This window comes from Bifidobacterium breve DSM 20213 = JCM 1192, from assembly GCF_001025175.1.
In the GTDB taxonomy this organism is placed as follows: Bacteria; Actinomycetota; Actinomycetes; order Actinomycetales; family Bifidobacteriaceae; genus Bifidobacterium; species Bifidobacterium breve.
On the sequence record NZ_AP012324.1, the window covers coordinates 729,988 to 755,861 of the forward strand.

Below are 25,874 nucleotides of genomic sequence, written 5' to 3' on the forward strand. Positions count from 1 at the left end.
TCAAAGAGGGTGGCCAAGGTCAGGCACTCAGTAGGTTATGCGACAGCTTGGCGATGCGCTCGGATGGGTCGGAATTGGAAATCTCCACGCGGCCAAGTGCATCCTCCGGTGCCAGCTTGCCCAATGATTCCAATACCACGCCAAGGTGACGAACCGTACCCTCGTTGCCATCGATGATTGCGGCATGCTTGGGCAGCAGTTCACGGAAATAGTCGCGGTAGAACACGAAATGCGTGCACCCCAACACCACAGAATCAATGCGGTCCAGGTCATATCGGTCAAAGTAGTGGTGCAGCGTGCGCATCACCAGATCATGATTGCCAAGCTGACCGGACTCCACAATCTCCACCAGGTCCGGGCAGGGTTCCTTGAAAATCGTGTTATCGGAGTCGAAACGCTTCATAAGCTCGGCGAATTTCCGCTCACGCAAGGTCAGGGGAGTAGCTGCCACAATCACCCGCTGTGGAATATGCTGCTGGCCGAGAGGGGCGTCCCCGCGGTCGCAAGCCACTTTCAATGCCGGCTCCATGCCGATGATCGGAATGTCATAATGCTCGCGCAAATCGTTCACCGCGGCGGAGGTAGCGGTATTGCAGGCAATGACCACGGCCTTGACACCGTGTTCAACGAATCGTTCCACGATGTCAAAACTTAAGGCCTTCACTTGCTCCGGGGTCTTGACGCCGTACGGGGCGTTGGCGGAATCGCCGAAATACAGCACGTGCTCAGCCGGCATGTCCTTGGCGATTTCTCGGGCAACGGAAATGCCTCCAAGCCCTGAATCAAAGACGCCGATGGGCGCTGATGAGCTCATGCCAGAATCCTCCTACAAGACTGCGTGCCGGTACGAAATGCCCGAGGCCGGCCGTGCGGCCAGTCCCACACTGTTCACGGAAACAGTCTGTGAACAGTATTGTTTCGTTCCCTAGAGTACTCTGAAAGCCATGAGTCTTCCGCAACGAGTAACTAAGACACACGCAACCGGCAATGATTTCGTGGTGTACCTCGACAAAACCGGCGATTTCGAGCCCACTGCCGATGAGATACGGTTCCTGTGCGACCGTCATTTCGGCATCGGCGGCGATGGACTGATTCGCCTGACCAAGCCTGAGTTCGTGTCTGATCTGAGCGATGAGCAAATCATGGCTGTGCAGGCAGGTGACGCTGAATGGTTCATGGACTATCGCAATGCAGACGGGTCGTTGGCTGAGATGTGCGGCAACGGCACACGCGCCATCACTTTATTCGCCCAGCGTGAGGGCGTGGCTGACTCCACCGAGCCGTTCCGACTTGGAACCCGAGCCGGCGTCAAGATTCTGACCCCTCGTGGCAACGTGAAGCCGTATGGTGCCAATGTGTTCCAGGTGGAAATGGGGGAGTGGAAAATCGGCGAGACCGACGCCTATGAAGTCACTATTCCCGGCAACGATGGCTCGGCACGTGGCACGTTCGTCGACATGGGCAACCCGCATGTGGTGGCGGTGATTGAAGATGCCTTCTCCACGCTGCCAGTGGTCGAGGATCTGGATTTGGTTACCAAGCCGGTGGTCAACCCAACTATCGAATCCGATCAGAACGTGGAATTCGTGCGTATTGATGATATCGACCACAACACCGCAGTGGGTGAGGCGACGATGCGTGTCAACGAACGAGGCTGCGGAGAGACCCTCTCCTGCGGTACGGGCTTGTGCGCCACAGGCATCGTGCTACGCGCCAAGACCGGCATCTCACACTGGGACATCACCGTGCGCGGCGGCACTCTGCGAGTGGACGTGACCGACGAGGACGTCAAACTCACCGGCTCGGCCACGCTGGTTGCCGATATCGATTTGCTCCGTTCCTGACCTCCCTCTGGTGAGAGAAGCGCCAGCCGTGAGGCTGATGGAGGGAGAGATACGTCGTTATTAGCTGCTTATGCGGCGAACAGTGCTGCGCCCTCGGTGACGATAATCAGCACTACAATCGCCACAATCCACAGCACGTCAACCATAAGGTCGATGTTGAGGCGGTAATACTTGTTCAACCCGGCCGGTATCTGCGGCATATCGGGAGCGATGCCGTTCTCTTCGTCAGTGACCTTGCGAGACGGCAATCCCTGCACGGCCACGGTTGCGTGGCTCAACGCCATGAACTGGATGGTGGTGGAGAACATCAGCGTCAAGCACCACGGGCATAGCGCGTGAATCACGAACAGCGACTGCGTGCTCAACCAGTATGAGTAGGCCAATGCTGCCAAGCCGCCAAACCATGTGCAAGTGGCAAACCATCGCGGCACGCGCACGCGCGCCATACCAATCACGGCAATGGTAATGAACACTGATTCGGCGGCGATGCCGAAGAACGCATTCGGATAGGAGAGCCCGCCGAATTTCACGAGTTCCGCCTGCCATGATTGAGCCACCGTGGAACAAGAGACCACGGCATTTACATCACATCCCAATGAGGACTCAGGATGGCGTGCCAGCTGCAGCGTCTCGGCCGAAAGTATGAACGAGGCTCCCAATGCCACTGCCGAAGCAATCAGCATGATGAGATAAGTCCATGTGGCGCTGTGTCTCCAGCCAGTGAGCCAGGGAATTGAGGCAGTACTGGTATCGTTACGTGCGCCGTTTGTGCTGTTCGTGTGCGTCATGGAATCCTCCGGTGTGGGTACTGCGCTCAAGATTAACCGCTGTGGTTGTCAGATAGGAAGAGAATGTTCGGTTTTGCCTGGTAGCGAATCGAGTTGCAGACATGGGAGGGGCGAAATGAGGTTACGATGGACAGTATGACTGGATACGTGATGCCTATGGAACCGCCCACAACCGGGTGGGACATCCATTGCCACACCGCCTTCTCCGACGGCACGGAGACGCCGGCTGTGTTGGCCGAGCAATCCAAGGCTGTGGGGCTTAAAGGTGTATCCATTTCCGATCATGACACTACTGCCGGTTGGCCTCAGGCCGAGGCCGCGGCACGCAAGGTAGGGCTGCCGCTACTGCGCGGCACTGAAATCACGGCCACCGATGACAGTGTTTCCGTGCATATGCTCGGATTCCAATATGATCCCACGAATCAATGCATCGTGGATCTGTTCGCGCGTACTCGCCAGGCACGATTGCGGCGTACGCAACGTATGGTGGAACTTATGTCCAAGGACCTTCCGATTTCATGGGAGTCCGTGCTCGCCCAGGTCAAGGAAGGCGGGAACACCACTATAGGACGTCCGCATATCGCCGATGCGCTGGTTGCCGCCGGGGTGTATCAAAATCGTTCTGAGGCGTTTGCCGATGCGGTCAGCGCGTCCTCCAAATATTACATTCCCACGCCGTCGCCGACCGCGCGCGAGGTGGTTGCTGCCGTGAAGGGGGCTGACGGTGTGATTCTGATTGCTCATGCCGGTGATTTGAGCCGAAACCGGAGACTGCTTTCCGATGAGCAGATTGAAGCGTTGATTGCGGAAGGGCTGGATGGCCTGGAAGTGTGGCATCGTGGCAACCTTCCCGAACAGCGCGAACGATTGCTGGGCATTTGCGCACGTTACCATTTGCTGGTCACAGGCGGATCGGACTGGCATGGTAAGGGCAAACCGAATCTGTTGGGAGAGAACCTGACCGATGAGGCCACCGTGGCCGAAATCGTCCGACGCGGCGCGCTGCCGTTATACCGATAGCACAAAGCCTCCGCTCTCGCGGAGGCTTGCTGTAAGCCCTTGAACAATCCGTATCGTCACAGAGCGCCGAAACCGACGGCGTGCTTGGTCTCGGAACCGATGATGGCATAGCCCAGTGCCTTGGCGGGCACGATGATGTGACGACCCTTATCATCGGTCAGATTGATGGTTTCGCCGTTGGCTACGGCCTGTGCGATAGCCTTGCCGACGCTGTCGGCCGATTCCTCGGTACTGAAGTTCACCGGTCGTGCCACGTTTTGGATGCCCAGTTCGATGTCCATGAATGCTCCTCGATGGTGCCCGTCGCCGGGCGGTTGATTGTTGGCTGTTTCCAGCCATATCCGTTGGTTCTATTGTGCCGCGTAACGTCGGCATGAGATGACCGGTTACGCGCTCGGCGTGGTTTCCGGAACTCCACGTGAAGGTGTGTCGTCCTGACCGTCATGCAAGGGATTGCCCTCGTCATCGTACCCAGCCAGTCCTGCGCGAGCGTCACGCAACGCCCTTTCCTCGCGCTCAAGCAAGGGAATAACCGTGGTCTCAGCACCAGACTGCGACAGGCGATCATTGGTATCGTCATCAGCCTCGCCCTTGCCGGCATCCTCCACGTTGGCGGAAGGTGCCGACGCCGCCTGCTGATCGTTCATCTCAATGAGCTCTTTGAGCGTGATGGTTACCGCGTCGTCACCTTGCTCGGCATTGGCGGGCTGCGGCTTGGTTGAGCCAGTGCCGGTCACCGGACTGCCGGCGGTTTGATCGTTATCCTTAGCGGCGGCAGGCACAGCCGGGGTCATGTCTGCTTCTCCCACGGCAACGACCTCAGCCGAGCCGGTACGATCCGGATCGGGGGTTTCGTCGGACGGTTCCGTGGTCTCGTTGGTAGTATCGTCAGCCTCGGCGTAGCGGCGGTCATCCTCTCGCAGCAAAGTGCCGACGGTAATGGTGGATGGGGAAGCGGACTTGGCGGTTGCGCCAGCGGCCGGAGCGGCCGTAGACGGCGTAGTATCACGGCTGATAACGCCCAGCTGATGAGCGAGACGCTCAACCTGAGCCTTAAACTGCATGATGCGATTATTATCCGCACGATTCAATGCTTGGATAAAGTCGCCGACCTGCTCCATCTGCAACCATAGGTTGGCGCGCAGCATGATCAGGTCATCAAGGCGGGAGCCCATCATGCGGCCGTATGCGGAAAGCACCGCATTGCGGTGGGATTCGTCAAGTTTGCCGAAAATCCAGGCAAGATCGCGCGCAGGATCATTGACCTGCATATCCTGCCAATTGGTCACGGCCGTAATAGCCGAACCCGAGAACAGGAAGTCGCCGTCTGAGAAGCCGCCATGCACCATGCATGTGGAGAACGACCATAATCCCTCGGTCTCTATGATTCGCGCCCAACTATTGGTGATTTCCTGCGGCACATGTCCTGCCGAGCGCAGACGCTTAATCCAGGCGGTCAGTTGCGAACGAATCTGGCCGGTGGTGAACACCGGATATTTGGCGGCCGAGAGAAATGCCGTTGGCAGGCGATGAATAGCACCCAATGCAGTGCCGACCGAAGCGCAGTCATCAAGAGTAAGCAAGTCAAGCGAGCGCGCCTGTCCCTCGCGATGAACCGCAATCATCACTGCAGTTTCCCCTGTCGGGCCGGGCTTACGGGCGCTCTGAGCCTCGGGCTGATCAGCGGACTGCGTGGTCGTCGTCTGCCCGATCTGAGGCTCGTCGCCGGGAGTGAATGCAATGACATGATCCAAATCGAATCCAAGGCCACCCGGCTCGCGGGCCAAGGCAAGCGTCTGAGCCGCTTGCACACGCCGTGTCAGACGAGCGCGTCCCTCTTTGGTGTCAGTGGCATATACGTCATACAGTTTGCCTGAGGCATCCTGCACCACTGCCTGATCGATGCCCTTGCCCTCATCGGTTGCGCTGGGCTGCGTGCTTCCACGCACGCCCGCGATGGCCAGATTCGGCAGGACAGCCGAGGTAAGCGCTGCCAGCATATAGTTGCTACGTTTCATCACTCTTCCACACTAATACATGTCCGGCTCTTCATGACGTAGTTTTCGCACTGGTTTTCGGTTTCGTGCCACAATGGAGGTCATGGAACAAGCGCAGCAGATTCTTGAAGGGCTCGATGAGCAGCAGCGCCGGGCGGCGACTACGCTGAATGGCCCGGTGCGCATCATCGCCGGTGCAGGCGCAGGCAAGACCCGTACCGTTACGCGACGCATCGCCTATGCCTGCGCGACGGGAGCATGGAAGCCCGAGCGGGCGCTTGCCGTTACGTTTTCGGTGAAAGCCGCTGCCGAAATGCGTGCTCGACTTGAGCAGCTGGGGCTGCAAGGCGGTACATCCGGTGTTACCGCCGCTACTTTTCACTCTGCGGCATTGCGCCAGCTCAACAGTGTGTGGGCCGACGTCTGTGAAGCGCCATTCCCGCATCTCATCGAAAATCAGCGTGACACCGTATCTCGTGCCATCACTCGTGCTACCGCTGTACGAGATATTGATGCACTGACCGTGCGCGATGTACTGGCTGAAATCAATTGGGCCAAAATTTCTCTGGTACCCATCGATGATTACGCGCGTATCAGCGTAGAGGCCAATCGTCAGCCGCCCGCAGGGTTCGATGCCGCTCGATTCGCCGCTATCTATGATGCGTATGAGCAAGAGAAAACATCGCAAGGAGAAATCGATTTTGACGACATCCTGCTGCTGGTATGCCACATCATGGATGATTTTCCCGAAGCGGCGGCGCAGATTCGTTCCTCCATCGGCTGGCTCACCGTTGATGAGTATCAGGATGTTTCTCCGCTGCAGCATCGTTTGCTGAACTTATGGCTTGGGGGAGGCGGGCCGAATGGCAAGGCTGCTATGAACCGCAATGTATGTGTGGTCGGCGACCCTGCACAGACCATCTACTCGTTCGCGGGTGCATCCAGCTGGCATCTGTTGCAGTTCGCCGATGAGTTCGGCCCTCTGTCCGCAGACATCAACCTCAACACCGACTACCGTTCGACTCCTGAAGTGGTGGGTCTCGCCAATCGGGTGCTTGCCGCGGCCCCCAATCGTGAGGATTATTTGAAGCTGGTTTCCGCCAGGGAGAAGGGGGTGCGCATCAGCCGAACGGCCTATGACACCGATGACCTGGAAGCACAAGGTGTGGCGGCTCGCATCGCACGACTTGTTGCGCAGGGGGCGAAGCCCTCCGATTGCGCGATTCTGACGCGCATCAACGCGCAGCAGCCGGTTTTCGGTGCGGCATTGCGCGCGGCAAGGCTGAAATTCCGCGTGCGTAAGGATTCCGGATGGCAGTCTTCGTCGCTCGCGGATGATGCCACGACACGCAGGGCCCTGTTGGAAGCCATGGGATTGGACGCCACAGGCAGCCAGCAGAGCACCGACCCCGGCGTCATGATTTCCACCATCCATGCGGCCAAAGGTCTGGAATTCAAACACGTCTTTCTGGTCGGCTGCTCCGAAGGGCTATTGCCGTACGGGTCACCGGAACCGGGGGAGACGTTGGAAGAGGAGCGACGGCTTATGTACGTGGGCGTCACACGAGCCGAGGACTCGCTGCATCTGTCATATGCACGGACCAAGGATGGGTATGGGGCGCAGCAGCGCCGCCCTTCCCGCTTCTTGTGAACATTGCTTCAAGCAGCTTTTCTTCGGCTCGCTCGGTGTAAATAATGTGCCCTAAGCGATGACGATGCCGTCACTCATTCGGCTGTTGAGGATTGTCGGGCTGGTCCGGGGTATCCGGGCCGTCGCTGCCATCTTCGCCGAGCAGTTTGGACAGTTCGGCATCCCAGTCGATGTTGTCGGTCTTGCCATCCGTTGCAGGGTGCGAAGTAGCGCTACCGGCATTGACGGAGGATTGAGACGAATCACTCGATTCGGTCGCAACGCCATCCGCGGGCTTGTCACCAGGCAAGGCCGGCAGCAAATCCGGGTGCGACCATTTGGCATCACGTCCGTCCGGCCCCTCGGCCACCGTGATCATCTCCCACAGGCCGGCGGCTTCACGCATGCGCTTAGGGCGTAGTTGCAGGCCGAGCAGGCTCTCGAAAGTGCGTTCCGCTGGGCCTCCCATTGCACGCTCGCGGCGCATCATTTCGCGCAGCTGCTCGATATGCGGAAGGTGAGCCATGCCGGCACGCCACACCACGCAATCCACCCAGCCTTCAACCATGGCCAGCAATGATTCCAACGATGCCAGCGCTTCACGCTGTTCAGGCGTATCGGGGATGCCTACTTTGGTGAGATTCACCGCTCCGGAAATCGATTCAGGATCCATGGAAGTGGCATCGCGCAGTTGTTCTTCCATGGCATCCAAATCAATGGAGATGCCACGCGCATACTTGCCGATGAGTGCTTCAAACCGGGGCATCAGCCAAGGAACCGAAGCATAGAGGCGGGCATGGGCCATTTCCTGCAGCGCAAGGAAAGACAGCACCTCGGACTCGGGAATCTTATCGTTGGAGTCGAATCCGGCGAATGCTTCCTCGAATGCGGCGGTGTCTGCGGCGTTTGCGTCATCCGAGGACTCGACGGTTGTGCTGGTTTCGCTCGAATCGGAATTGTCAATCGTGCCAGCACTGGTTGCGGCCGAAGTGAAGCCAATGGGATTGGTTGTTTCACTTGTCTCGTCAGTGGCTTCCGCAGGTGCCTCGCCATTCAGCAATTTGGCGTATTCGGTGGCGTTCTGGGCTATCAGGCCACCGGCAGGGTTCTTCAGCAGAGAGATGCCCTGATCGAAGCTGCCATGCACTTCATGGCTCAGATTGCCAGCCGCATGACCCAGCTGCATGGCAAAGGACGTGTTGCCCAGCAATTTCATGAGTTGGCCGGGATCCTTCATGCCGTCAGGAATCGGAATCGGCACTGGGCCTGCGAACATGCCGGCCACTTCGCCGTTGCCAAGCATGCCGCCGAGGCGCTCGGAAATCACCGAGGCCAAAGCGTCGTTCATCGACTCGGCCACGGGAGCGGCGAATTTGGCCCATTGGTCGATGGTGCCTTCCACCCATCCGGCGCGGGTGAGCACATCGGGCTCTCCGGGAGCGGGATCGAACTCGCATGCCGTGTCCAGCCACAGATTCGCCTCGCTCATAGCACGTCGAGCGGCTTCACCGTCCACTGCGGACACGCTGGGCTGAGAGCCGGAAGCGTTGGCCTGCTGCAATGCGATTGATTTGGCGAGCTTGACGTTGATCGGTCCCTCTTCGACCGTGCGCTGCATATCGCCCATGGTGTTCAGGCCGCCGGCACTGAACGCTGCCATCATCTGCTGGACTTCCGCAGGATCTGGCAGACGGCTCGGATCCTGGCTCATCATCTGCGCGCGAATCTCCTCTGGCAGCTGGCCGATCTGTTGCCAAGCCATTTCTCCCTGAATCGGGCCGAAGCACTTGATCAGCCATTCGTGAATCGCGTTGTCGTCCATGCGTATCCTTCTTTGCCGCGGTGTGTTATCCCAAGTGTAGGTTGTGCCCGCGCCCGTTCGCTGGAGGCCGAGGAATATGTGTGTTGTGTGTTCATTTCGGTCACTCGCATACACTGTTGCATATGTCTGTACGTCACACGAATCGGCAATCCGGGTCTTTGGCCGCTATGGAAGCCCATCCAGAACACGATGATTCGGCCGCGTCATCTTCCAACTCATCCAAGGAAACCGGACAATCGCGTTTTTCGCGCGCCGCGCAGAGGGTGAGGCGATACCTGGCGGCTCGTTCTCCGCGTCATTTCATCGGCGCGTTTGCCGTATTGCTCGGTGTGGTGATACTACTGCTGCCCAGCCCGTATGTCATCGAGGGGCCGGGGCCGACCCAGAATGTGCTCGGTAGCGTCGAGGACGGCGCAGTCATTGATGTATCCGGCAAAGGCGTTTCCACGTACCAAGATTCCGGCTCATTGCTGTTGACCACGGTCAACGCTTCCGGCGTGCCCGGCTACACGATTATCAATGCACAGGCCGTGTGGGCATGGGCGAACCCGAAGATGGAGATCATGCCAAGGGAAGCGACGGTGCCAGTGGGGCAGACGGCCGACGAATATCAGAAGACGGTCGACAAGGACATGGCCGGTTCCCAGTCCTCGGCCAGCGAAGTGGGATTGGCGTATGCCAAAGCACACGCCGATGAGTTGGGCATTGATGCCGCATCGCTCGCCCATGCCAAGGTGACGATGCATGTGGATAGCATCGGCGGGCCGTCCGCCGGCATGATGTACACGCTGGGCCTTATCGACAAGCTGACTCCCGAGAGTGAAAGTGGCGGCAAGACCATCGCCGGCACGGGCACTATCGACAAGAAGGGCAATGTCGGCAAAATCGGCGGCATTCAGCTGAAGATGGTTGGAGCCAAACGCGACGGTGCCACATGGTTCTTGGCTCCTGCGGATAATTGCAGCGCGGTGGCAGGCCATGTGCCCGACGGGCTGCGCGATGTCAAGGTCGCCACCTTGGACGAGGCCTATCGGGCACTGGTGGCCATCGGTAAAGGACAGGCCGACGACTTGCCGCATTGCACGGCGTGAGCGCTTGGAATTTTGCGGTGAAACGGTCACAAAGCGAGATTTTTGGTCGCGTTAACGTATTTGTTCGCCATGACTTGCTAATGTAGCCCCTGTGAATCAAACGGCATCGCAGAACGCTGAAGAATTTGGTTTCAAGCCCGGCGACATCGTCCAGGAGTGGCTCTGGGACGACGACGTGGACGACTCCGTACGCGCCAAGATCGAGGAGCTCACGGGTGAGGAGCTTGTAGACGAGGATTATGACTCCGCCGTGGATGGTGTCATTCTGTGGTGGCGCGATGGCGACGACGAGGACGAACTGTCCGATACCATCGTCGATGCCTACGCGGTGCTCGGCAATGACGGCCCATTGTGGGTGTTGACGCCGAAGCCCGGTCGTCCGGGAGCCGCCAGCTCTTCCACCGTGCAGTCCGCCGCCCAGACCGCAGGCATGAACGCCGCCACTCCGCTGACTGTCAGCCCGGACTGGAATGGTATCCGTCTGCGCGCTTTCGGCAAGGGCCGCTGAATCGGAACGACGGGCGGAAGCCATGGCCTTGGCGAAAGGTCATGATTGCGGCGTCCGGCGTGTGCAAGTGACGGCTGTGCCGTCCTTACGCTATTGTTGATACTCGCGGGCAATTAGCTCAGTTGGTTAGAGCGCCACCTTTACACGGTGGATGTCAGGGGTTCGAGTCCCTTATTGCCCACTTTCACTGCGCTTTCGAAATGAGGCCGACCAGTGTCGAGAAGGCCAAAAACTGTGAATTTCCGCCTAAATACACGCGCGCGTCGCAACAATCACGTACAGTTGTGGACAGATTTGTTTATCCAGCAGGAGGTCGATTAGCCGATGGCGCAGGAACTTCGCGAAGGGGACGGCAAGGCAGGCATTGCACGCGCAGGCAAGCGTAAGTGGGGATATGATCCCGCTCAGGTCGACGCTTTTCTAGAGCGGGCCCACGCTTTGTACGACAGTGAGGGAATCAGACTTACCCAGCGTGATATTCAGTCGGTGTCGTTCGACCTGACCAAGGACGGCTATGTGATTGCTCAGGTCGACGCAGCGCTTAATCGTCTCGAGCGTGCGGTGGTCGACAAGCAGACCGCATGGGAGATCGCCCAGCATGGTCGTGTGACGTGGAAGGCACAGACTGAGAACCTGTACCAGCAGATTCTCGAGCATGTGGAACGTGAGCAGGGCGAGCGCTTCAAGCCCGGTGAGGCCAAGCAGCCGTCGTATGACAAGAAGCAGGTCGACCGTCTTACCGATCAGATTGTGGATAAAGTCGCTGCATCCCTCGGCGTCGACGGTGTCACCGAAGACGATGTCCGTGACTTGGCTGATCTCAACGCCGTTTCGGTGAGCAATGTCATCTTCACCCAGCGCAAGGGCAAGAAGGGCTATGACGAGCGTCAGGTCGACTATTTCCTAAACGCGTGCGTCCAGTTGCTCAGCCGTATTGAGTCCTACGCTCGAGTCGGTGGCGCTTCCGCCAACGAGCCAGCCGCTGCTGCGGCCCCGGCTCCCGCAGCAGCGGTGGCAGCCCCGGCGGAAGCCGTTTCGCCGTTGTTCGCTGCCAATGCACAGCGCCCGGCTGCTGACGCACGTTTCGCACCTCAGGCCGCCGCCTCTGATGATGCGTTCGATGCTTTGCATCAGGCCGAACAGAATCTGTTTGTGGCTCGTCCTGCAGCTGAGCAGGCCGATAACGCGTCTGCTCCAGCGGCATATCAGCCGGCGTCATACGCACCTGCTTCGTCCGCAGCACCGCAGCCTGTGGCCTCCGATGCACCGTCGTTCGGAGCAAAATCTGCCCCCGCGGCCCCGTCTACTCCGGCGGTTCCTGCGGTTCCTGCGGCTCCGGTGACCCCGGTAGCTCCTGCGGTCCCTCCGACGGCTGAGAGCGATTCCTCGCTGGCCGCCTTGGCCCATATGGCGCAAGCCTCACAGGATATCCCTGCGGTGAGCGTGCCGTCTTTTGAACCCAAGATGCCGAGTCTGGGCACGCCGGAAGAACTGAAATTGAACGATATGCCGGCTCCTGTTACTCCGGCTGCCGCACCGGTTACTGCCGCATCCGCCGCTCCTGCAGCGCCGAGCGAAGCCCCTGCAACACCGGAGCCGCCGCACGCGCAGACGCGTCATCAGCCTGCGCCTGAGACCATGCCGGTCTCCTTTGCGCCGGCCAACAAGCCGGTGCGCACCACCGGATCCGTTCCGATTCCGGTTGCCGACCATTCTGATGATGTGCCGGCCGAGCCCGTGAGCACACCGAAGCCGGCAGCCCAGCCCAGCAAGGATGCCGAGACAAAGCGTCCGGAACAGATTTCCGACATGCCGTTCCCCTCGCTGTTCCCAACCAGCGATGATTTCAATTCAAGCATCCCGGATCTGTCTTTCCCGACGCTGGATCATGATGATACGAAGAAGGAACAGTGAGCGTAGTCTCCAACTCCACCGTCGTAATTCTTGGATCTACCGGATCCATCGGCACACAAGGCCTTGATGTCATTGCACGCCATCCTGAGCGTTTCACTGTTACGGGTTTGGCCGCCGGCGGCGCTCATATCGAATTGCTGGCTCGTCAGGCCGCACAATTCCGTGTACCGGAAGTTGCGGTATTCGACAGCACCAAGATTCCGGCACTGAAGGAGGCGCTGCAACAGGCCGGTGCCCGCGACACCCGCGTGACCGGCGGACCGGATGCCGTGATCGCATTGGCCGGTTCCGGTGCGAACGTCGTGCTGAACGGCATTACCGGTTCCATTGGTCTCGAGCCGTCCATCGCCGCGCTGAAAGCCAATTCACAGCTTGCACTGGCCAATAAGGAATCAGTGGTGGCCGGCGGTCATCTGCTGTTCAGCGCGCAAGTGCGCGACGATCAGATCAATCCGGTTGACTCCGAACATTCCGCCATCTGGCAGTCGTTGCGTTCCGGCACCCATGCCGAGGTCTCCAAGCTGGTGGTCACAGCCTCCGGTGGTCCGTTCCGAGGCTGGAAACGTGCTGATATGGCGAATATCACGCCTGAGCAGGCGTTGCATCATCCGACGTGGAACATGGGTCCGGTTGTGACCATCAACTCCTCGACCCTGATGAACAAGGGACTCGAGGTTATTGAGGCTTCCCGACTGTTCGATGTGCCGCCGGACCGTATTGACGTAACGGTGCACCCGCAATCCATTGTCCATTCCATGGTCGAATTCGTGGATGGCGCCACTATTTGCCAGTCTTCGCCGCCGGACATGCGCCTGCCCATCGCGCTCGGCTTGTCCGCGCCTGACCGCATGGACAATGTGGCTGCCGCATGTGACTGGACGCAGGCTGCAACCTGGACGTTCGAGCCGCTGGATAATGAGGCGTTCCCCGCCGTCCAGCTCGCCCGCCATTGCCTGGGTGCATCCGAAAAGCATACGGCCGTGCTCAACGCGGCCAATGAGCAGGCCGTGCACGCCTTCCTCGACCATCGTCTGCCGTACCTTGGCATCGTGGACACGGTGAAGGCCGTGCTCGACCAGATGGATGCCGAACTGCGTGGCGACCCGCTGTTCACGGACGTGGAGGAAATGGGACAGATTGAGCTTGAAGCTCGTCACCGTGCCGATGATTTGATAAACAAACAATGATGAATACCTTGAATACGGAAAAATCCGCCGAAAAACCGTTCCGCAAAACCGGTAATCCGGTCGAATTGACCAGCGAATCGCCGCTGCACCCGCGTCGCAAGTCTCACCGCATCATGGTCGGCTCGGTGCCGGTCGGTGGGGGAGCCCCCATCTCCGTGCAGTCGATGACCAACACGCTTACGGCCAATGTTCCTGCCACATTGCAGCAGATTGCCGAGCTGACCGCAGCTGGTTGCGATATCGTGCGCGTGGCTGTGCCGAGTCAGGACGATGCGGACGCATTGCCGGAGATCTGCAGGAAGTCGCCGGTGCCGATCATCGCGGATATTCACTTCCAGTCCAAGTACGTGTTCCAGGCCATCGATGCCGGCTGCGCAGCCGTACGCGTGAACCCCGGCAACATCCGTAAATTCAATGAAGTCGGCCCCTCGATCTGCAAAGCAGCCACTGATGCCGGCATCTCTCTGCGTATCGGTGTGAACGCCGGTTCGTTGGACAAGGAACTCTACGCCAAATACGGCGGCCCCACTCCTGAAGCATTGGTGGCCTCCGCATTGAAGGAAGCTCACATGTTCGAGGACGTCGGCTTCCATGATTTCAAGATTTCCGTCAAGCACCATGACGTGATTACCATGGTCGAAACCTATCGTCTGCTTGCCTCCAAGGGTGACTGGCCGCTGCACCTCGGCGTCACCGAAGCCGGTCCGGCCTGGCAGGGCACCATCAAATCCTGCCTGGCGTTCGGCGCACTACTCGCCGAAGGCATCGGAGATACGATTCGCGTCTCGCTGTCCGCCCCGCCGGTCGAAGAGGTCAAGGTGGGCTGCAAGCTCCTTGAATACATGGGATTGCGCCCGCGCAAGTTCGACATCATCTCCTGCCCGAGCTGCGGACGAGCCCAGGTGGATGTGATTCAGCTTGCCTCGGCCGTGACCGAGGGGCTGAAGGACGTGACCGCGCCGATTCGCGTGGCCGTTATGGGTTGCATCGTCAACGGCCCCGGCGAAGCCCGCGAGGCCGACCTCGGCGTGGCTTCCGGCAACGGCAAGGGACAGATCTTCATCAAGGGCAAGGTCATCGAGACCGTGCCCGAAGACCAGATCGTAGACACGTTGCTTACCAAGGCGCAGGAAATCGCCGCCCAAATGGAGGCCGATGGCCTGGTTCCCGTCAACGCCACCGGCCCGGTGGTGGTTCCCATTCAGCATCCCAATCGCTGAATGCGCCCCACGGCATAATTACCGTGGAACGGCTACAATAACCTTTCGTGCCACAAGAAGAGCAGCGTCTGACCGTGAAGGCCAAGCCGTGGACCAGCCTCCACCGGCTCATGGTCAGTCTGCCCATCTTCATCATGCTGATGGGCGTGCTGGTCTCTATCTCCAATCTCACTACCGTGCCATGGAATATCGAGCCCACCGGCCAATCCATGGCCACGCTTACCGATGATACGGACGTCACTTTTGCCAATCCGGCCGGCGAAGCATTGCCCAGTAAAGGCACCTATCAGGTCAGTGAACGGTATATCACCCTGAATATGACCAGCGACGGCAACCTGACTCAAGAGACCGGAGTGCGCGGCAAAGCCAACAAGAACGGCGTGCAGACCATCAAAGTGCTTATTCGCGAGCCGCAGGGAGCTGCCGGCAAACGACCGGGTGTGGTGTTCATGCACGGTGCCGGTTACGGCACTTGTGATAACTCATTTGGCGATGTGGCCTCCGACATGGCTTCAGCCGGTTTTGTGACCGCAGTACTCGATAAACCAGTTTGGAACACCACCGACGTCAACCGCGACTACATGGCCTCCGCCAAAGCCTATGATCAGGTGATTGCATATTTGCGGCAGCTTGAGAACGTCGACAATGCCAAGGTCGGCATTTACGCCACGTCCGAATCCACTTGGATATCCTCATACCTGCTGCAGGATGACCCGGATGTCGCTTTCCAGATTCTCTTGAGTCCGATGGTATTCAGCCCACGCCAGTCGTTGGGCTTCTTCGTCACCCAGGACTTTACGCTTGCCGGTGCGAATGATGGCTATCAGTCCATTGTCCAGCGTGTGTTCAGCGCGGACACCGATTTGTTCTCGCTGACGAATTTCGATCTTGATACGCTCAAACCTGCCGCCTACGCCGTTCCCACTTTTGTGGCCTATGGGTCGAAGGATGTGATGACCGCACAGGTCGATGGTGTGCGCGCGATTCTGCACAACGCGCACCAGGCCAACAACTGGGATGTGACCGTACGCAGTTATCCCGTGGCCAACCACGTGCTCCGCTTGGGGGACGAGTCGGAGGCCGGAACTCCATTCGCGGATGCCTATGTGAATGACCTGATCGACTGGGCGGTAGGTACCACGGCAGGCTATACGCAAACCAGTGAACGCGTGGCCGGCGCTGGCCTGTACCAGTCGATTGGGTTGCCGGGAGCGTTGAAAGCCCGTCGGGTGGGAACCATATACGGCGTGATCGTGCATGTCGCCGTTGTGCTGCTGCTTATGGCCTCAACGATATTGGGATTGGTAGCGCTTGGCCGCAAGATCGCGTTGAACGCACAGTGGCGGCGCAATCGGAGGGAGGCAAAGCGGGCTGGCATGCTCCTGCCTGCCAAGCCCGTGGTATTGGGTTTCGCCCATGGTTTCGGCGGATCGTTGCTGACGCTTACCCTTACCACGCTGGCCGCGATGCTGATCTTCTTTGCCGGACTAGGCCAAGTGATTATGGGCGTGGTCAAACTTGCCTGGGGTGGCGCGCCCACGGAAACGCCCGGGGTGATGTATTGGAGCTGGCCGGTGATCCAAGTGGTGTCTGTGCTGGTGGTCTGGGCATGGTCTCGCGTGTTCATGAGGCTTATAGAGGTGGCCTGGCATCGTGGCCTTATCCAGTTGCCGCCCAGGCGCGAGGCGGTTCGTAATATCGTCACCGGTGCCGAACCGGTGCTCGCCTCCACTCGACTTGGCCGCGTACTGTTCTGGCTGGTGGCGTTCACTATGCTGAACGTGTTGCTGTTCTTCGCGTTCTGGGGTCTGTTCGTTTACTGACATATGGCGCAAACGTTGCGAAAGGAGGGATGATGCCGCTGTACCGAGATGAAGGCGTGGTGCTGAGAACCGCCAAACTTGGTGAGGCCGACCGCATCATCACCCTGCTGACGCGCGAGCATGGCAAGATTCGAGCCGTGGCCAAAGGCGTACGACGTACTAAATCACGGTTCGGGGCACGCCTTGAACCGTTCATGCGCGTGGATCTGCTTATTGCTGAGGGCCGTTCGCTGGACGTCGTTTCACAGGCTGAATCCGTCGCTTCGTATGGTGCCGCAATAGCTGCCGATTATGCGGCGTACGAGGCTGCCAACGTCATTGTGGAGACCATTGATAAGCTCGTCAGCACCGAGCATGAGCAATTGCCGAACCAGTATCGGCTGCTTATCGGTGCATTGAATGCGCTCGCCAAACATGCTCATGCATCGCAGACCATCAGCGAGTCCTACGTGATGAGGGCCCTGGCGCTGGCCGGCTGGACGCCGCGTCTCGCCACTTGCGTGGTGTGCGGCAAGCCCGAGCGCCGTTACTTCTCCATCGCATCAGGCGGTGTGATGTGCGAGGCCGACCACACCACCGATGCCCGACGTATCGCGCCGCTTGTATTGAGTCAGCTTGATGCCCTGATTCGAGGCGACTGGTCGGTGCTTGATAACGCGCCATTGGAGCGTATTGTGCAAGAGTTGGTTGAAGATTGGGGGGAGTATTACCTCGAACGGCCGATTCGTTCGCTGCGCTTGATAGATTCATGAGTATGGCTTTTGAGAACGTTGATTACACGTCGTTGGACATCCCCGCAGCTCCGTTCAGCGACCCCTCCCGTATCCCTGATTTCCCCAAAAACAAAGTGCCCCGGCATGTGGGTGTGATTATGGACGGCAATGGCCGTTGGGCCAAGCAGCGCGGCATGATCCGCACCAATGGCCATCAAGCGGCTGAGCCGGTGGTGTTCGACACCATTGCCGGTGCCATAGAGGCCGGTGTGCGCTATCTAAGCCTGTATACGTTCTCCACTGAAAACTGGAAACGATCGCCGCAAGAGGTGCGTTTCCTGATGGGCTTCTCCCGCGAGATTATCCATCGCCGAGTGGCGCAGATGGATGAATGGGGTGTGCGTGTGCGCTGGTCGGGCCGCCGTCCGAAGCTGTGGAAGTCAGTGATTGACGAGCTTGAAGTGGCAATGGAACGCACCAAGAACAACAAGGTCATCGATGTGGTGTTCTGCATCAACTATGGTGGTCGTGCCGAGATTGCCGATGCCTGTGCAGCCATTGCACGAGAGGTGCGTGACGGCCGAATTTCCGGAGACCGCGTCACCGAGAAGATGGTTGCCGATCATCTCTATAATCCGGATATCCCTGATTGCGACTTGGTGATTCGCACTTCCGGCGAGCAGCGTACCTCCAACTTCCTGCCGTGGCAGGCCGCGTACGCCGAGCTGGACTTTGTACCTGAACTGTTCCCCGACTGCGGCCGTGAGGTGCTCTGGCGCGCCATTGATAACTACATTCACCGCGATCGTCGATTTGGCGGCGTGAAGTAAAGAACAGCCCTGTGGGCTGTTCGTTCACGCCGCCGAGCCGGGCGCGGTAGTGTGCGGCTCGGTGTGTTGAGTCCGGCGAAGCCGGTCCTTAATTGCTGGGGCGTGAAGTAAGGAACGAGCTACTCGCTGATATCCGCGTCGGCTCCATTGCCGAGCAGCAGCCATTCGACCAGTGAAATCAGCCCTAGCAGTATTGCGGTTTCGGCGATCACCACTACAGTGGCGGAGAAGATCAGCGGAGTGCGGAACGAATTGAACGCAGCTTGCAGCCAAATGCCCAGGCCGTTCATTGCGCCCAGATATTCGGCGGTGGCCGCCGTTCCGAAAATGTAGGCGGCCGAGATGCGAATGCCGCCAAAGATCTGGCGTGCGGCTACACGCAGCTTAACGTGCCAGAGTGCCCATGCACGTGTGGCTCCGCAGGTCAGTGCCACGTCTTCGTAAAATTGCGGCACGGCGGTCAGTCCACGGGCTGTCTGCACGGCGATGGGAAATACGCCGAACACGGCGACAATAACGATTTTGCCCAGTGGCTCGAATCCGAACCAAATCATGAACAACGGAGCCACGGTAATCAATGGAATGGTCTGTGCGGCCACCAGCAGCGGATAGAACGCACGGTGCAGGGTTTTGGATAGGTACAGCCCGATGCCAATGAGCACGCCCGCTACGATGGCGATGGCAAATCCAGTGAGAGCCTCATATGCGGTGATGGCGGCGGCATCCATTAAATCCGGCCAAGTGCGCACCATGGAGGCGATGATCTGGGTGGGGGAAGCAAGTACACGTTCCGAGACATGTCCCGCGCGTACGGCCGCCTCCCACACCACCAGCAAAAGACCGATGGTAATGGCCGGTGGCGCTATACGCACCAACCACGACTTGAGATTGTTCATCATTTGCCTTCGAAAAATATAAATGGCTCCCCTCAAGAATGAGGGGAGCCGGCCTCCCTACAGTCGCTCAGTCCACGTAGTCGTTAGTGGCGAGTTCCTTGGCCTGCGGAGCCTGCTTGGGGTTCTTGCCGTCCTTGTCCTGGTAGGTGCCGGCCTTGTACTGGAAGTCAAGGTAAGGCTGGGCGTCATCGAAGTTCACGGTGCCGGGCAGCGACTTGGCATCATCGGTGGTCCAGTAGCCGTTCTTGACGATCTCTTCCATCGAGGTACGGGTCAGCTTGGAATCCAGCTGGGCTTCCTTGGCCTGCGCCACGAGAATATCGGCGGCCTTGTCCGGGTTGGACAGGGCGTAGTCGTAGCCCTTCTTGGTGGCGGAGAGGAACTTCTTCAATGCGTCGGCGTTGGCGGAATCCTTAAGCCAAGAGCCCTTGACCGCAAAGCCGAGCTGGTCCGGGTTGCCGGGAACGCCCCAATCGGAGGCAACGAAGCAGTTGAGCGCCGGGCCGTTCAGCTCGCTTTCCACACCCTCCCAAGTCACGTAGAAGCCGCCGAAGTCACCCTTGCCGCTAGTAAGGGTCTCGAAGGTGTTCGTGCCGGCGGTGGCGGTCTTGAATTCGCCGGTGCCGCCTGCATCCTTAATCATCTCACGCACCACGGCGTTCTGCTCTGCCGAGCCGAAGCTCACGAAGGTTTTGCCGGACAGGTCTGCCGGCGTCTTGATGTCGGTACGGGAGGCCAATGCGCACCAGCGGGCCACGGGCTTTTGCGTCAGATCAAAGACGAATTTCAGATCGGAGCCTTGCGAGTTGAATGCGGCCACATTGCTCAGCGTGGTGAAACCGACGTTTGCCACACCGTTCTCCACACTGGTTTCCGCGCCGGCCTGAGCGGTCGGCAGAATCTTCACGTTGACTCCTGCGTCCTTGAAGTAGCCGAGCTTCTGGGCCGCGTACAGGCCGATATGGTTCGTGTTCGGCGTCCAATCAAGCATGAACGAAACGGTGGGTGTACTGGAATTGCTGGAATCGGCGGTGTTGGCGTTGCCGCATGCCGCAACGGACAGTCCGAGCGTGGCGGCTCCCAACACGGCCACCATCCTGACCAGACCCTTCTTGACTTCAATCCTCATCTTCATGTCACCTTGCCTTCTGCGCATAATGCGCTCAAGGTCTGATGCATCGTAAAGCGGAAAGGTGAGGAGCCCGCGCGAAACATCAAACCGTACGCCACGCGCATAAGCGAGGGCGTGTATTCCAAATGATATCGGCACGGTTGCTGCCACCAACCGCGCGAACGACTCACCAGTATAGCCGTATGGCTGGAAGCGCAAGCATGCTGCTTTGGTCTCGAACCGCGGCAAGGGTCGGGGTTGCCACGCTCTATCGTAGGGAGATATGAGCGTGCATTTCTCCTCCCGAGTGGATATTTCCGATCCGAATCCGATTGCGACCGCCGAGGCTGCGGCCAGGGCAAACGGTACTGCGCTGGGCAAGCTCAATGATTCCAATCCGACGCGGCATGGACTGGCTCCCGCACTGGTGCCGAACGTATATACGGCCGATCCGCGCGGATCGTACGCGGTTCGTGAAGCTCTGGCTGCATTCCTGAACGAAGCCAATGCGGACCGCTCCCAGATGAACGCATCAGCGAATACCGCCAGCAGGGGCGTGAAGCCGGAGCAATTGTATGTGTTGAGCTCCACATCCGAGGCATACTCATGGCTGATCAAATTGTTATGTGATGCCGGAGATGCAGTGCTGGCCCCCAAGCCGGGATACCCGCTGATCGAGTCGATCGCCCGGCTTGAATGCGTGGATACCGTCGAATACCAGTTGCGGTTCGACGGCTCTTGGTTCATTGACGTGGCCGAGCTGGAGCAATTGCTTGACGGACCGAGCGGCGCTCGTATTCGTGCATTGGTACTGATTAATCCGAATAATCCGACCGGATCCTATGTCAAGCCGGCCGAGCGGGAACGTATCGTGACGATGTGCCGGGAGCGAGGCATCGCCCTTATTGCCGATGAAGTGTTCTTTGATTATGCCCTTGAGCCATTTGCCGGCAACGCGCGTTTGGCCGGAGAGCAGGGTGTGCTTACTTTTGCGCTTGACGGGTTCTCCAAAATGCTGGCGGCGCCTCATGCCAAAGTCGGGTGGATTCAGGTGTCCGGGCCGGCCGAGGATGTTGCGCAAGCCCAGCGCCGACTTGATGTCATAGCCGACGATTACCTGCCGATGAGTGACATCATCGCACAGCGGATTCCGGCGCTGTTGGAGGCCGCGACTGAGCAAACCGCGCGTGTGGAGGAACGAGTGCGCGGCAATCTCGCGACTTTGCACGAGCTGCTGGATGCGGACCCGAATGGGTTGGTCAGCGTGCTGCGAGCCGAGGGCGGCTGGAACGTGCTGCTGCGCGTGCCGTCCGTGATTGACGAGAACGAGATGGTGCTGAAGCTCATCGCCGAGCATGGCTTGACCGGACAGCCTGGATATTTCTTTGATATGACCTCCAACGGCTATTTGGCGGTTTCGCTGCTGCCCGAGCCGGAAGTGTTTAGGCAAGGCATTTGCGCCGTGCTCGCCACTGTGGAGGCGCTGCTGGCATAATGGGCGGCATGGGATTCTTTTTTCAGTCCAAAGAGCTGCCGCGCCCGGCTTCGCTGACGTTCACCTTGAAAGAAGCCGGCCATACCTATGATGATGGGCATGTTGGCCTTGCGCCCACCATGCTGACCATCAGCGAACAGCGCGTGGCTGTGATCGGCCTGAATGGAGCTGGCAAATCCACATTGTTGGGATTGCTCGATGGCTCTCTTAAAGCCAATATCGGCACGGTTACGGTGTCCGGCGGCAGCGAACAACTGAACCCAGCCGTGAAAAAAGACCTGAAGCGCATTGACGACCTTGTCGGTAAAGTGCGTCGCGAGGAGATTCCGAACAGCTTCTACCGGGCCGCGAATATCTCCGAAGCGGTGTCCGAAGCACTGAAAAAGCACAAGGTGCCGGAGTCCGAACGCCATGCGCGCATCGGCAATCTGTTCGCGCATTTCAATCTGGCACAGGTCTCCAAGGCCAAGGCCAGCGAGCTTGACTCCGAGAAACGACATCTGCTGGCCATTGCCGCCGCATTGAGCTTTGAGCCCAGTGCAATCGTGGCTGACGAGCCCAGCAAGGGTTTGGATGAGATTGGCACCGCACACGTGGCCAAGGCATTGTTCAGCTACAACAAGCAGGTCATCTTCGCCACGCATGACACGGATATGATTCGCCGGCCCGAATACGCAATCGACCGCGTACTCGTACTGGACGAGCACGCGGTCGTGTGCGATGACGCGCCGGCCGAAGCCGTGGCGTTTTATGAGGATCTGATTCGACGCAAGTACGAGGCCTCCAAGCGGTAATGCTCCCCTCAGTCACCTGCGGTGACAGCTCCCCTCAGAGAGAGGAGCCAAGGGTGCGTCGCTCGGTCGCAGGCCGATGTCGCTACGCGAAGTAGAACCCCCGGAAACCGTACTCATAGACGCGGTAGATTTGCGCGTTGAGCCGATCTACACGACGTTCCTTGATGGAGGCGCTGACATCATCCTGCGAGAACAGGCATAGGCCAATGGCGATGGCTGCTGCGGATATTTTGAAAACACGACTTCGGACGGCAGTAGACACAGGGAATCCTCATGGTACTGCAGATGAACAACAGTGAATTACATCACATACACTATGCCGCGGGTCTTGGAGAAAACTGCCTGCAATACTGGGAATATGCTGGACGGCCGGTAGGGTGCGACCGTGGCCTAGCTACAGCAGCGTAAACCAGGACTGAACCTGGTGCCACAGCGCGGCATTATTCGTCAGCATGGAGTCATCGCGGGCGGGAGCAAAGCACCCTAGTATGGCGACGGCCAACGTCCAGATCAGCATGATGAGTACGGTCCATCGCATCAGCCAACGCCATGGAGTGACACGGGCGATGCCGTCGCCGGATGCGGCGTCGTTCGCGCCGGCCAACGAGGTGCTGGGCTCTCGGCCGTTGACCAGCCACAGCAGTCCCGGAATCGAAGCGAGCGCCACCAGCCAGCCGAAATCAGCCAAATATCGCCAGCCCAGACCGCCCACATAACTGTCGAACACCACCAGTACGCCGGCCAGAGCCAAACAAGACATGAGCCAACGACGCATGCCATGCATCTCCAGCTTATGCAGGAACGGCAGCACTAATGCAAGCAGCATCAGCGGCGTGGCGGTGAACAGTGCGCCGACCATCACCTCGTAATAGCCCCAAACCGGCATTGGCGCGGGGGAGACCGCCAGCCACGGGAAGTTTCGTACAAATCGCACCGGCAGGAACAGGTAATACCAGACGGTGGCCGGCATGTCGGCAATCGGGGTGGTATAACGGGTCATGTCGGAGACGGTGAATTGGTAGGCGTTGCCGAAGTCGATCAGACTGCCGAAGCGCACTTTGTTCCACAACATCAGCGGAATGACCACAACCAATGCAGGTATCACCATGGCAAGCGGCGCGCGCAACGCTTTGAGCATGGTAATGCGTCGATGCGCAAGATCGCTGATCATAGCGCGGATCTGCGGCCAGAACAGGGCGATGGCCAGCAGGGCCGTGAGCGCAAAGGTCGGCCGGCAACCGAAGTTCGCCGCGATGCATAGGGCGCCGACGGCCAGTCGCGGCAAAGACAGTGGCTGTGTGTTGCCGGCTTGCCAGCGGTCGGACGGCATTAGTGGGCGACTGGATGTATCCGCACCCAGCCAGAACCATAATCCCAGTGAAGTCAACGCCAGAGAAGCGGCGAAGGGCACTTGGTAGAAGTTGGTGCGGTAAGCCAGATATCCCATTTGCGCCCCGAGCAGCGCACTGACGGTGATGAGCGAGGCGGCGGCCAATGATGTTTTTGACATCACGCGGTGAATCACACGCAGTACGAGCAGCGAAAAGAAGATGATGAACAGCAGCACCAGGAACTGTTCGGCTGCGGCGGTCGGCAACATATGCCCGGTAATCAGACGATACGGCACGAACAGCAACACGGCAGGCAGCACGCCGAAGTAGGAGTACCAGTGGCCTTCGTAATAGGCGTAATCCCAATACATCGGGCTGACCCCATCCTCCAACAGTTTGAGACGAGTCGGCACATCATAGGGGTGAGTGCTTTGGGCCAGTTGTCCGGGTACGTCAAGGTCAAGCCAGGGACGGCCTGCGATTAGGGAATCGGCCACATGACCGTACTGGTCGAAATCATAGGTGTAGCCGCCTGCGGTATGGAAGGCGAGCGGCATGGCATGCGTGAGCTGCCAGATGATGGAAGCGCCGATGGCCAGTGTCGGAATCGCCGCAATGGCCGCGAACGCCAGCCGCTGGCGTGTGCTGGAGGGATCAAACGTGATACGCCACAATCGAGAGCCGGGCCTCCATATGGCGACCAGCAACGCCAGCGCGGCCATTGCCGCGACGCGGATCCAATCGATGGCAAAAGGCACGTGCACGTTCGCGCGTGCGTCGGCGATCGGCACAATTGCGCCGCGTTCCTCCTGGATCCAGATGCGTACGGTGCCTGCACCCACAGCTTTGACATAATGGCTGCGTGAGGTGCCGGGATTCATCGAAATGGCTTGGCCGGTACTGCCGTTCACATCCACGCGCACATGGATGGTGTCCAGTGGCTTGAACACCGCCTTGTCCCCATTGGCCCGTGATTCGGCCTCGGCCTGTTCGTGAACCGCATCGATGGTGTCGTGCGAGGGGGAGTCGATGCGCAGATATGCTGAAGTGCCGTCTGCGGCCAGTTCGAGATATGCCTTGGTCGGATCGGTGACGGTCAGCATATCGTCATCGGTGCGCACCAGGCCCGGGCCCAAGGTGTTATGCACGGCGTTGGTGTCGGTGCTGGCCCCCAGTGTGCGCCAGAATGGCAGGTTGAAGACAATGCACTCCATGCCGACGATGATGGCCGCAACAGCCAGTAGCGCCGCAAGCGGGCGCCACGACAATCGGCGGTGTACACGACTGGTGAGATGACTGTCTTCGGAATGCACCCCATTATTCTATAGGCTTTATGTCGGGCAAACAGTAGAGAATGTGAATCATGCCAAAACGTATGTCGAATCACAGTGAACGGTCCGGCCCGTCCTTCTTGAGCGGGCTGAAGGATTCGATGAACGCGCTTGCCTCCGATCTGGGCTTATCCAAGCCTCGTCAGGCCAGCACCAACCCGTTTGGCGATGCGTTGAGCGAGGCCAGCGAGCGCAAGGGCGGCATCATCGATGAACTGACCAAGCATGCGGTGTCGCTGAGCCCGGTGGTCAAGAGGCGTTCGTTTCCCGCCTTGGAAAATGTTCCCGAGGGACTGGTGCTGGGATGGGCGCAACTGCCTTCCACGCGGGGGCGCGGATTCTCCTTGGGTATCTTCCCCGATCGGGATCACTTTGCGCAGGTGGCGTTTGCCGATACCCATGGTCGCGTGTTTGTGGGCGCCGATTTGGATATGGATATCCAGGATATGCAGCCGCGCTTCATGTTCGGCAAGGAAAAGGAAGTGACCCTGCCGAATGGCGAGCGGTTGGGCTTTGATGCGGGGCAGAC

At 59.0% G+C, this 25,874-nt stretch carries 22 protein-coding genes, 1 tRNA gene and 1 pseudogene; 15 read left to right on the plus strand and 9 right to left on the minus strand.

Annotated elements, in window-relative coordinates; translation table 11 throughout:
* Positions 1-19: 19 nt before the first annotated feature.
* On the minus strand, positions 20-814 hold the full coding sequence (gene murI / locus BBBR_RS02980) for a glutamate racemase (protein ID WP_003828719.1): 795 nt from the start codon (positions 812-814) through the stop codon (positions 20-22).
* Positions 815-944: 130 nt separating this feature from the next.
* Between murI and dapF the strand changes: the two genes are divergently transcribed.
* The gene (dapF, locus tag BBBR_RS02985) at positions 945-1,844 is read left to right on the plus strand and encodes a diaminopimelate epimerase (RefSeq protein ID WP_003828721.1); all 900 of its coding nucleotides are present in this window, start codon (positions 945-947) and stop codon (positions 1,842-1,844) included.
* A gap of 68 nt (positions 1,845-1,912) precedes the next feature.
* On the opposite strand, the gene BBBR_RS02990 is transcribed toward dapF, so the two are convergent.
* Positions 1,913-2,632, minus strand: a complete 720-nt coding sequence (locus tag BBBR_RS02990) for a vitamin K epoxide reductase family protein (RefSeq protein ID WP_025262874.1) — start codon at positions 2,630-2,632, stop codon at positions 1,913-1,915.
* 126 nt (positions 2,633-2,758) lie between these two features.
* Here BBBR_RS02990 and BBBR_RS02995 point away from each other — a divergent pair, with 126 nt between their 5' ends.
* The gene (locus BBBR_RS02995; RefSeq protein WP_003828724.1) at positions 2,759-3,652 is read left to right on the plus strand and encodes a PHP domain-containing protein; all 894 of its coding nucleotides are present in this window, start codon (positions 2,759-2,761) and stop codon (positions 3,650-3,652) included.
* Between the two features lie 56 nt (positions 3,653-3,708).
* Here the strand turns inward: BBBR_RS02995 and BBBR_RS03000 are convergent, their stop codons facing one another.
* Positions 3,709-3,933, minus strand: a complete 225-nt coding sequence (locus BBBR_RS03000; protein ID WP_003828725.1) for a DUF3107 domain-containing protein — start codon at positions 3,931-3,933, stop codon at positions 3,709-3,711.
* 105 nt (positions 3,934-4,038) lie between these two features.
* Positions 4,039-5,670: a phosphotransferase gene (locus BBBR_RS03005; RefSeq protein ID WP_003828727.1), complete on the minus strand. Its 1,632-nt coding sequence runs from the start codon at positions 5,668-5,670 to the stop codon at positions 4,039-4,041.
* An 82-nt stretch (positions 5,671-5,752) separates the two neighbouring features.
* On the opposite strand from BBBR_RS03005, the gene BBBR_RS03010 reads away from it, so the two are divergent.
* A complete protein-coding gene (locus BBBR_RS03010) occupies positions 5,753-7,300 on the plus strand; it encodes an ATP-dependent helicase (RefSeq protein WP_014483956.1) in 1,548 nt (515 codons plus the stop codon).
* A gap of 70 nt (positions 7,301-7,370) precedes the next feature.
* On the opposite strand, the gene BBBR_RS03015 is transcribed toward BBBR_RS03010, so the two are convergent.
* On the minus strand, positions 7,371-9,101 hold the full coding sequence (locus BBBR_RS03015) for a zinc-dependent metalloprotease (protein ID WP_003828733.1): 1,731 nt from the start codon (positions 9,099-9,101) through the stop codon (positions 7,371-7,373).
* 167 nt (positions 9,102-9,268) lie between these two features.
* Here BBBR_RS03015 and BBBR_RS03020 point away from each other — a divergent pair, with 167 nt between their 5' ends.
* The 9 genes from BBBR_RS03020 to BBBR_RS03060 all read left to right on the plus strand — a co-directional run bounded on the left by BBBR_RS03020 (position 9,269) and on the right by BBBR_RS03060 (position 18,387).
* Positions 9,269-10,192, plus strand: a complete 924-nt coding sequence (locus BBBR_RS03020) for a S16 family serine protease (RefSeq protein ID WP_003828735.1) — start codon at positions 9,269-9,271, stop codon at positions 10,190-10,192.
* A gap of 91 nt (positions 10,193-10,283) precedes the next feature.
* Positions 10,284-10,700 (plus strand): DUF3052 domain-containing protein, encoded by a 417-nt coding sequence (locus tag BBBR_RS03025; RefSeq protein ID WP_003828737.1) that lies wholly within the window; start codon positions 10,284-10,286, stop codon positions 10,698-10,700.
* A gap of 107 nt (positions 10,701-10,807) precedes the next feature.
* Positions 10,808-10,881: transfer RNA gene (locus BBBR_RS03030), tRNA-Val, on the plus strand.
* A gap of 143 nt (positions 10,882-11,024) precedes the next feature.
* Entirely contained in the window at positions 11,025-12,614 is a 1,590-nt protein-coding gene (locus tag BBBR_RS03035) for a DivIVA domain-containing protein (protein WP_003828738.1), read from the plus strand.
* The gene (gene dxr / locus BBBR_RS03040; protein ID WP_003828739.1) at positions 12,611-13,801 is read left to right on the plus strand and encodes a 1-deoxy-D-xylulose-5-phosphate reductoisomerase; all 1,191 of its coding nucleotides are present in this window, start codon (positions 12,611-12,613) and stop codon (positions 13,799-13,801) included. The genes BBBR_RS03035 and dxr overlap by 4 nt, the downstream gene beginning before the upstream one ends.
* On the plus strand, positions 13,798-15,021 hold the full coding sequence (ispG, locus tag BBBR_RS03045; protein ID WP_003828740.1) for a flavodoxin-dependent (E)-4-hydroxy-3-methylbut-2-enyl-diphosphate synthase: 1,224 nt from the start codon (positions 13,798-13,800) through the stop codon (positions 15,019-15,021). Before dxr ends, ispG begins: the two co-directional genes overlap by 4 nt.
* 47 nt (positions 15,022-15,068) lie before the next feature.
* The gene (locus BBBR_RS03050; protein ID WP_003828742.1) at positions 15,069-16,844 is read left to right on the plus strand and encodes an alpha/beta hydrolase family protein; all 1,776 of its coding nucleotides are present in this window, start codon (positions 15,069-15,071) and stop codon (positions 16,842-16,844) included.
* A gap of 32 nt (positions 16,845-16,876) precedes the next feature.
* A complete protein-coding gene (gene recO, locus BBBR_RS03055) occupies positions 16,877-17,596 on the plus strand; it encodes a DNA repair protein RecO (RefSeq protein ID WP_014483952.1) in 720 nt (239 codons plus the stop codon).
* Positions 17,597-17,598: 2 nt separating this feature from the next.
* Positions 17,599-18,387 carry an isoprenyl transferase gene (locus BBBR_RS03060; protein ID WP_014483951.1) on the plus strand — a complete coding sequence of 263 codons (789 nt, stop codon included), beginning with the start codon at positions 17,599-17,601 and terminating at the stop codon, positions 18,385-18,387.
* Positions 18,388-18,506: 119 nt separating this feature from the next.
* Here BBBR_RS03060 and BBBR_RS03065 read toward each other — a convergent pair whose 3' ends face one another.
* Positions 18,507-19,283: an ABC transporter permease gene (locus tag BBBR_RS03065; RefSeq protein WP_025301125.1), complete on the minus strand. Its 777-nt coding sequence runs from the start codon at positions 19,281-19,283 to the stop codon at positions 18,507-18,509.
* Between the two features lie 67 nt (positions 19,284-19,350).
* The gene (locus BBBR_RS03070; RefSeq protein WP_025301126.1) at positions 19,351-20,418 is read right to left on the minus strand and encodes an ABC transporter substrate-binding protein; all 1,068 of its coding nucleotides are present in this window, start codon (positions 20,416-20,418) and stop codon (positions 19,351-19,353) included.
* A gap of 259 nt (positions 20,419-20,677) precedes the next feature.
* Here BBBR_RS03070 and BBBR_RS03075 point away from each other — a divergent pair, with 259 nt between their 5' ends.
* Positions 20,678-21,889 carry a pyridoxal phosphate-dependent aminotransferase gene (locus tag BBBR_RS03075; RefSeq protein ID WP_003828752.1) on the plus strand — a complete coding sequence of 404 codons (1,212 nt, stop codon included), beginning with the start codon at positions 20,678-20,680 and terminating at the stop codon, positions 21,887-21,889.
* Complete coding sequence (locus tag BBBR_RS03080; protein WP_003828754.1) at positions 21,889-22,683, plus strand: ATP-binding cassette domain-containing protein; 795 nt, start codon at positions 21,889-21,891, stop codon at positions 22,681-22,683. The genes BBBR_RS03075 and BBBR_RS03080 overlap by 1 nt, the downstream gene beginning before the upstream one ends.
* 82 nt (positions 22,684-22,765) lie before the next feature.
* Here the strand turns inward: BBBR_RS03080 and BBBR_RS10195 are convergent, their stop codons facing one another.
* Together BBBR_RS10195 and BBBR_RS03085 are read right to left on the minus strand one after the other, a co-directional pair.
* Positions 22,766-22,945, minus strand: a complete 180-nt coding sequence (locus tag BBBR_RS10195) for a hypothetical protein (RefSeq protein WP_003828756.1) — start codon at positions 22,943-22,945, stop codon at positions 22,766-22,768.
* A gap of 132 nt (positions 22,946-23,077) precedes the next feature.
* Positions 23,078-25,228, minus strand: coding sequence for a hypothetical protein (locus BBBR_RS03085; protein ID WP_225851420.1), 2,151 nt, complete (start codon positions 25,226-25,228; stop codon positions 23,078-23,080).
* Between the two features lie 149 nt (positions 25,229-25,377).
* On the opposite strand from BBBR_RS03085, the pseudogene BBBR_RS11345 reads away from it, so the two are divergent.
* A pseudogene (locus tag BBBR_RS11345) lies at positions 25,378-25,854 on the plus strand (tetratricopeptide repeat protein); the annotation flags it as partial.
* Between the last annotated feature and the right edge of the window lie 20 nt (positions 25,855-25,874).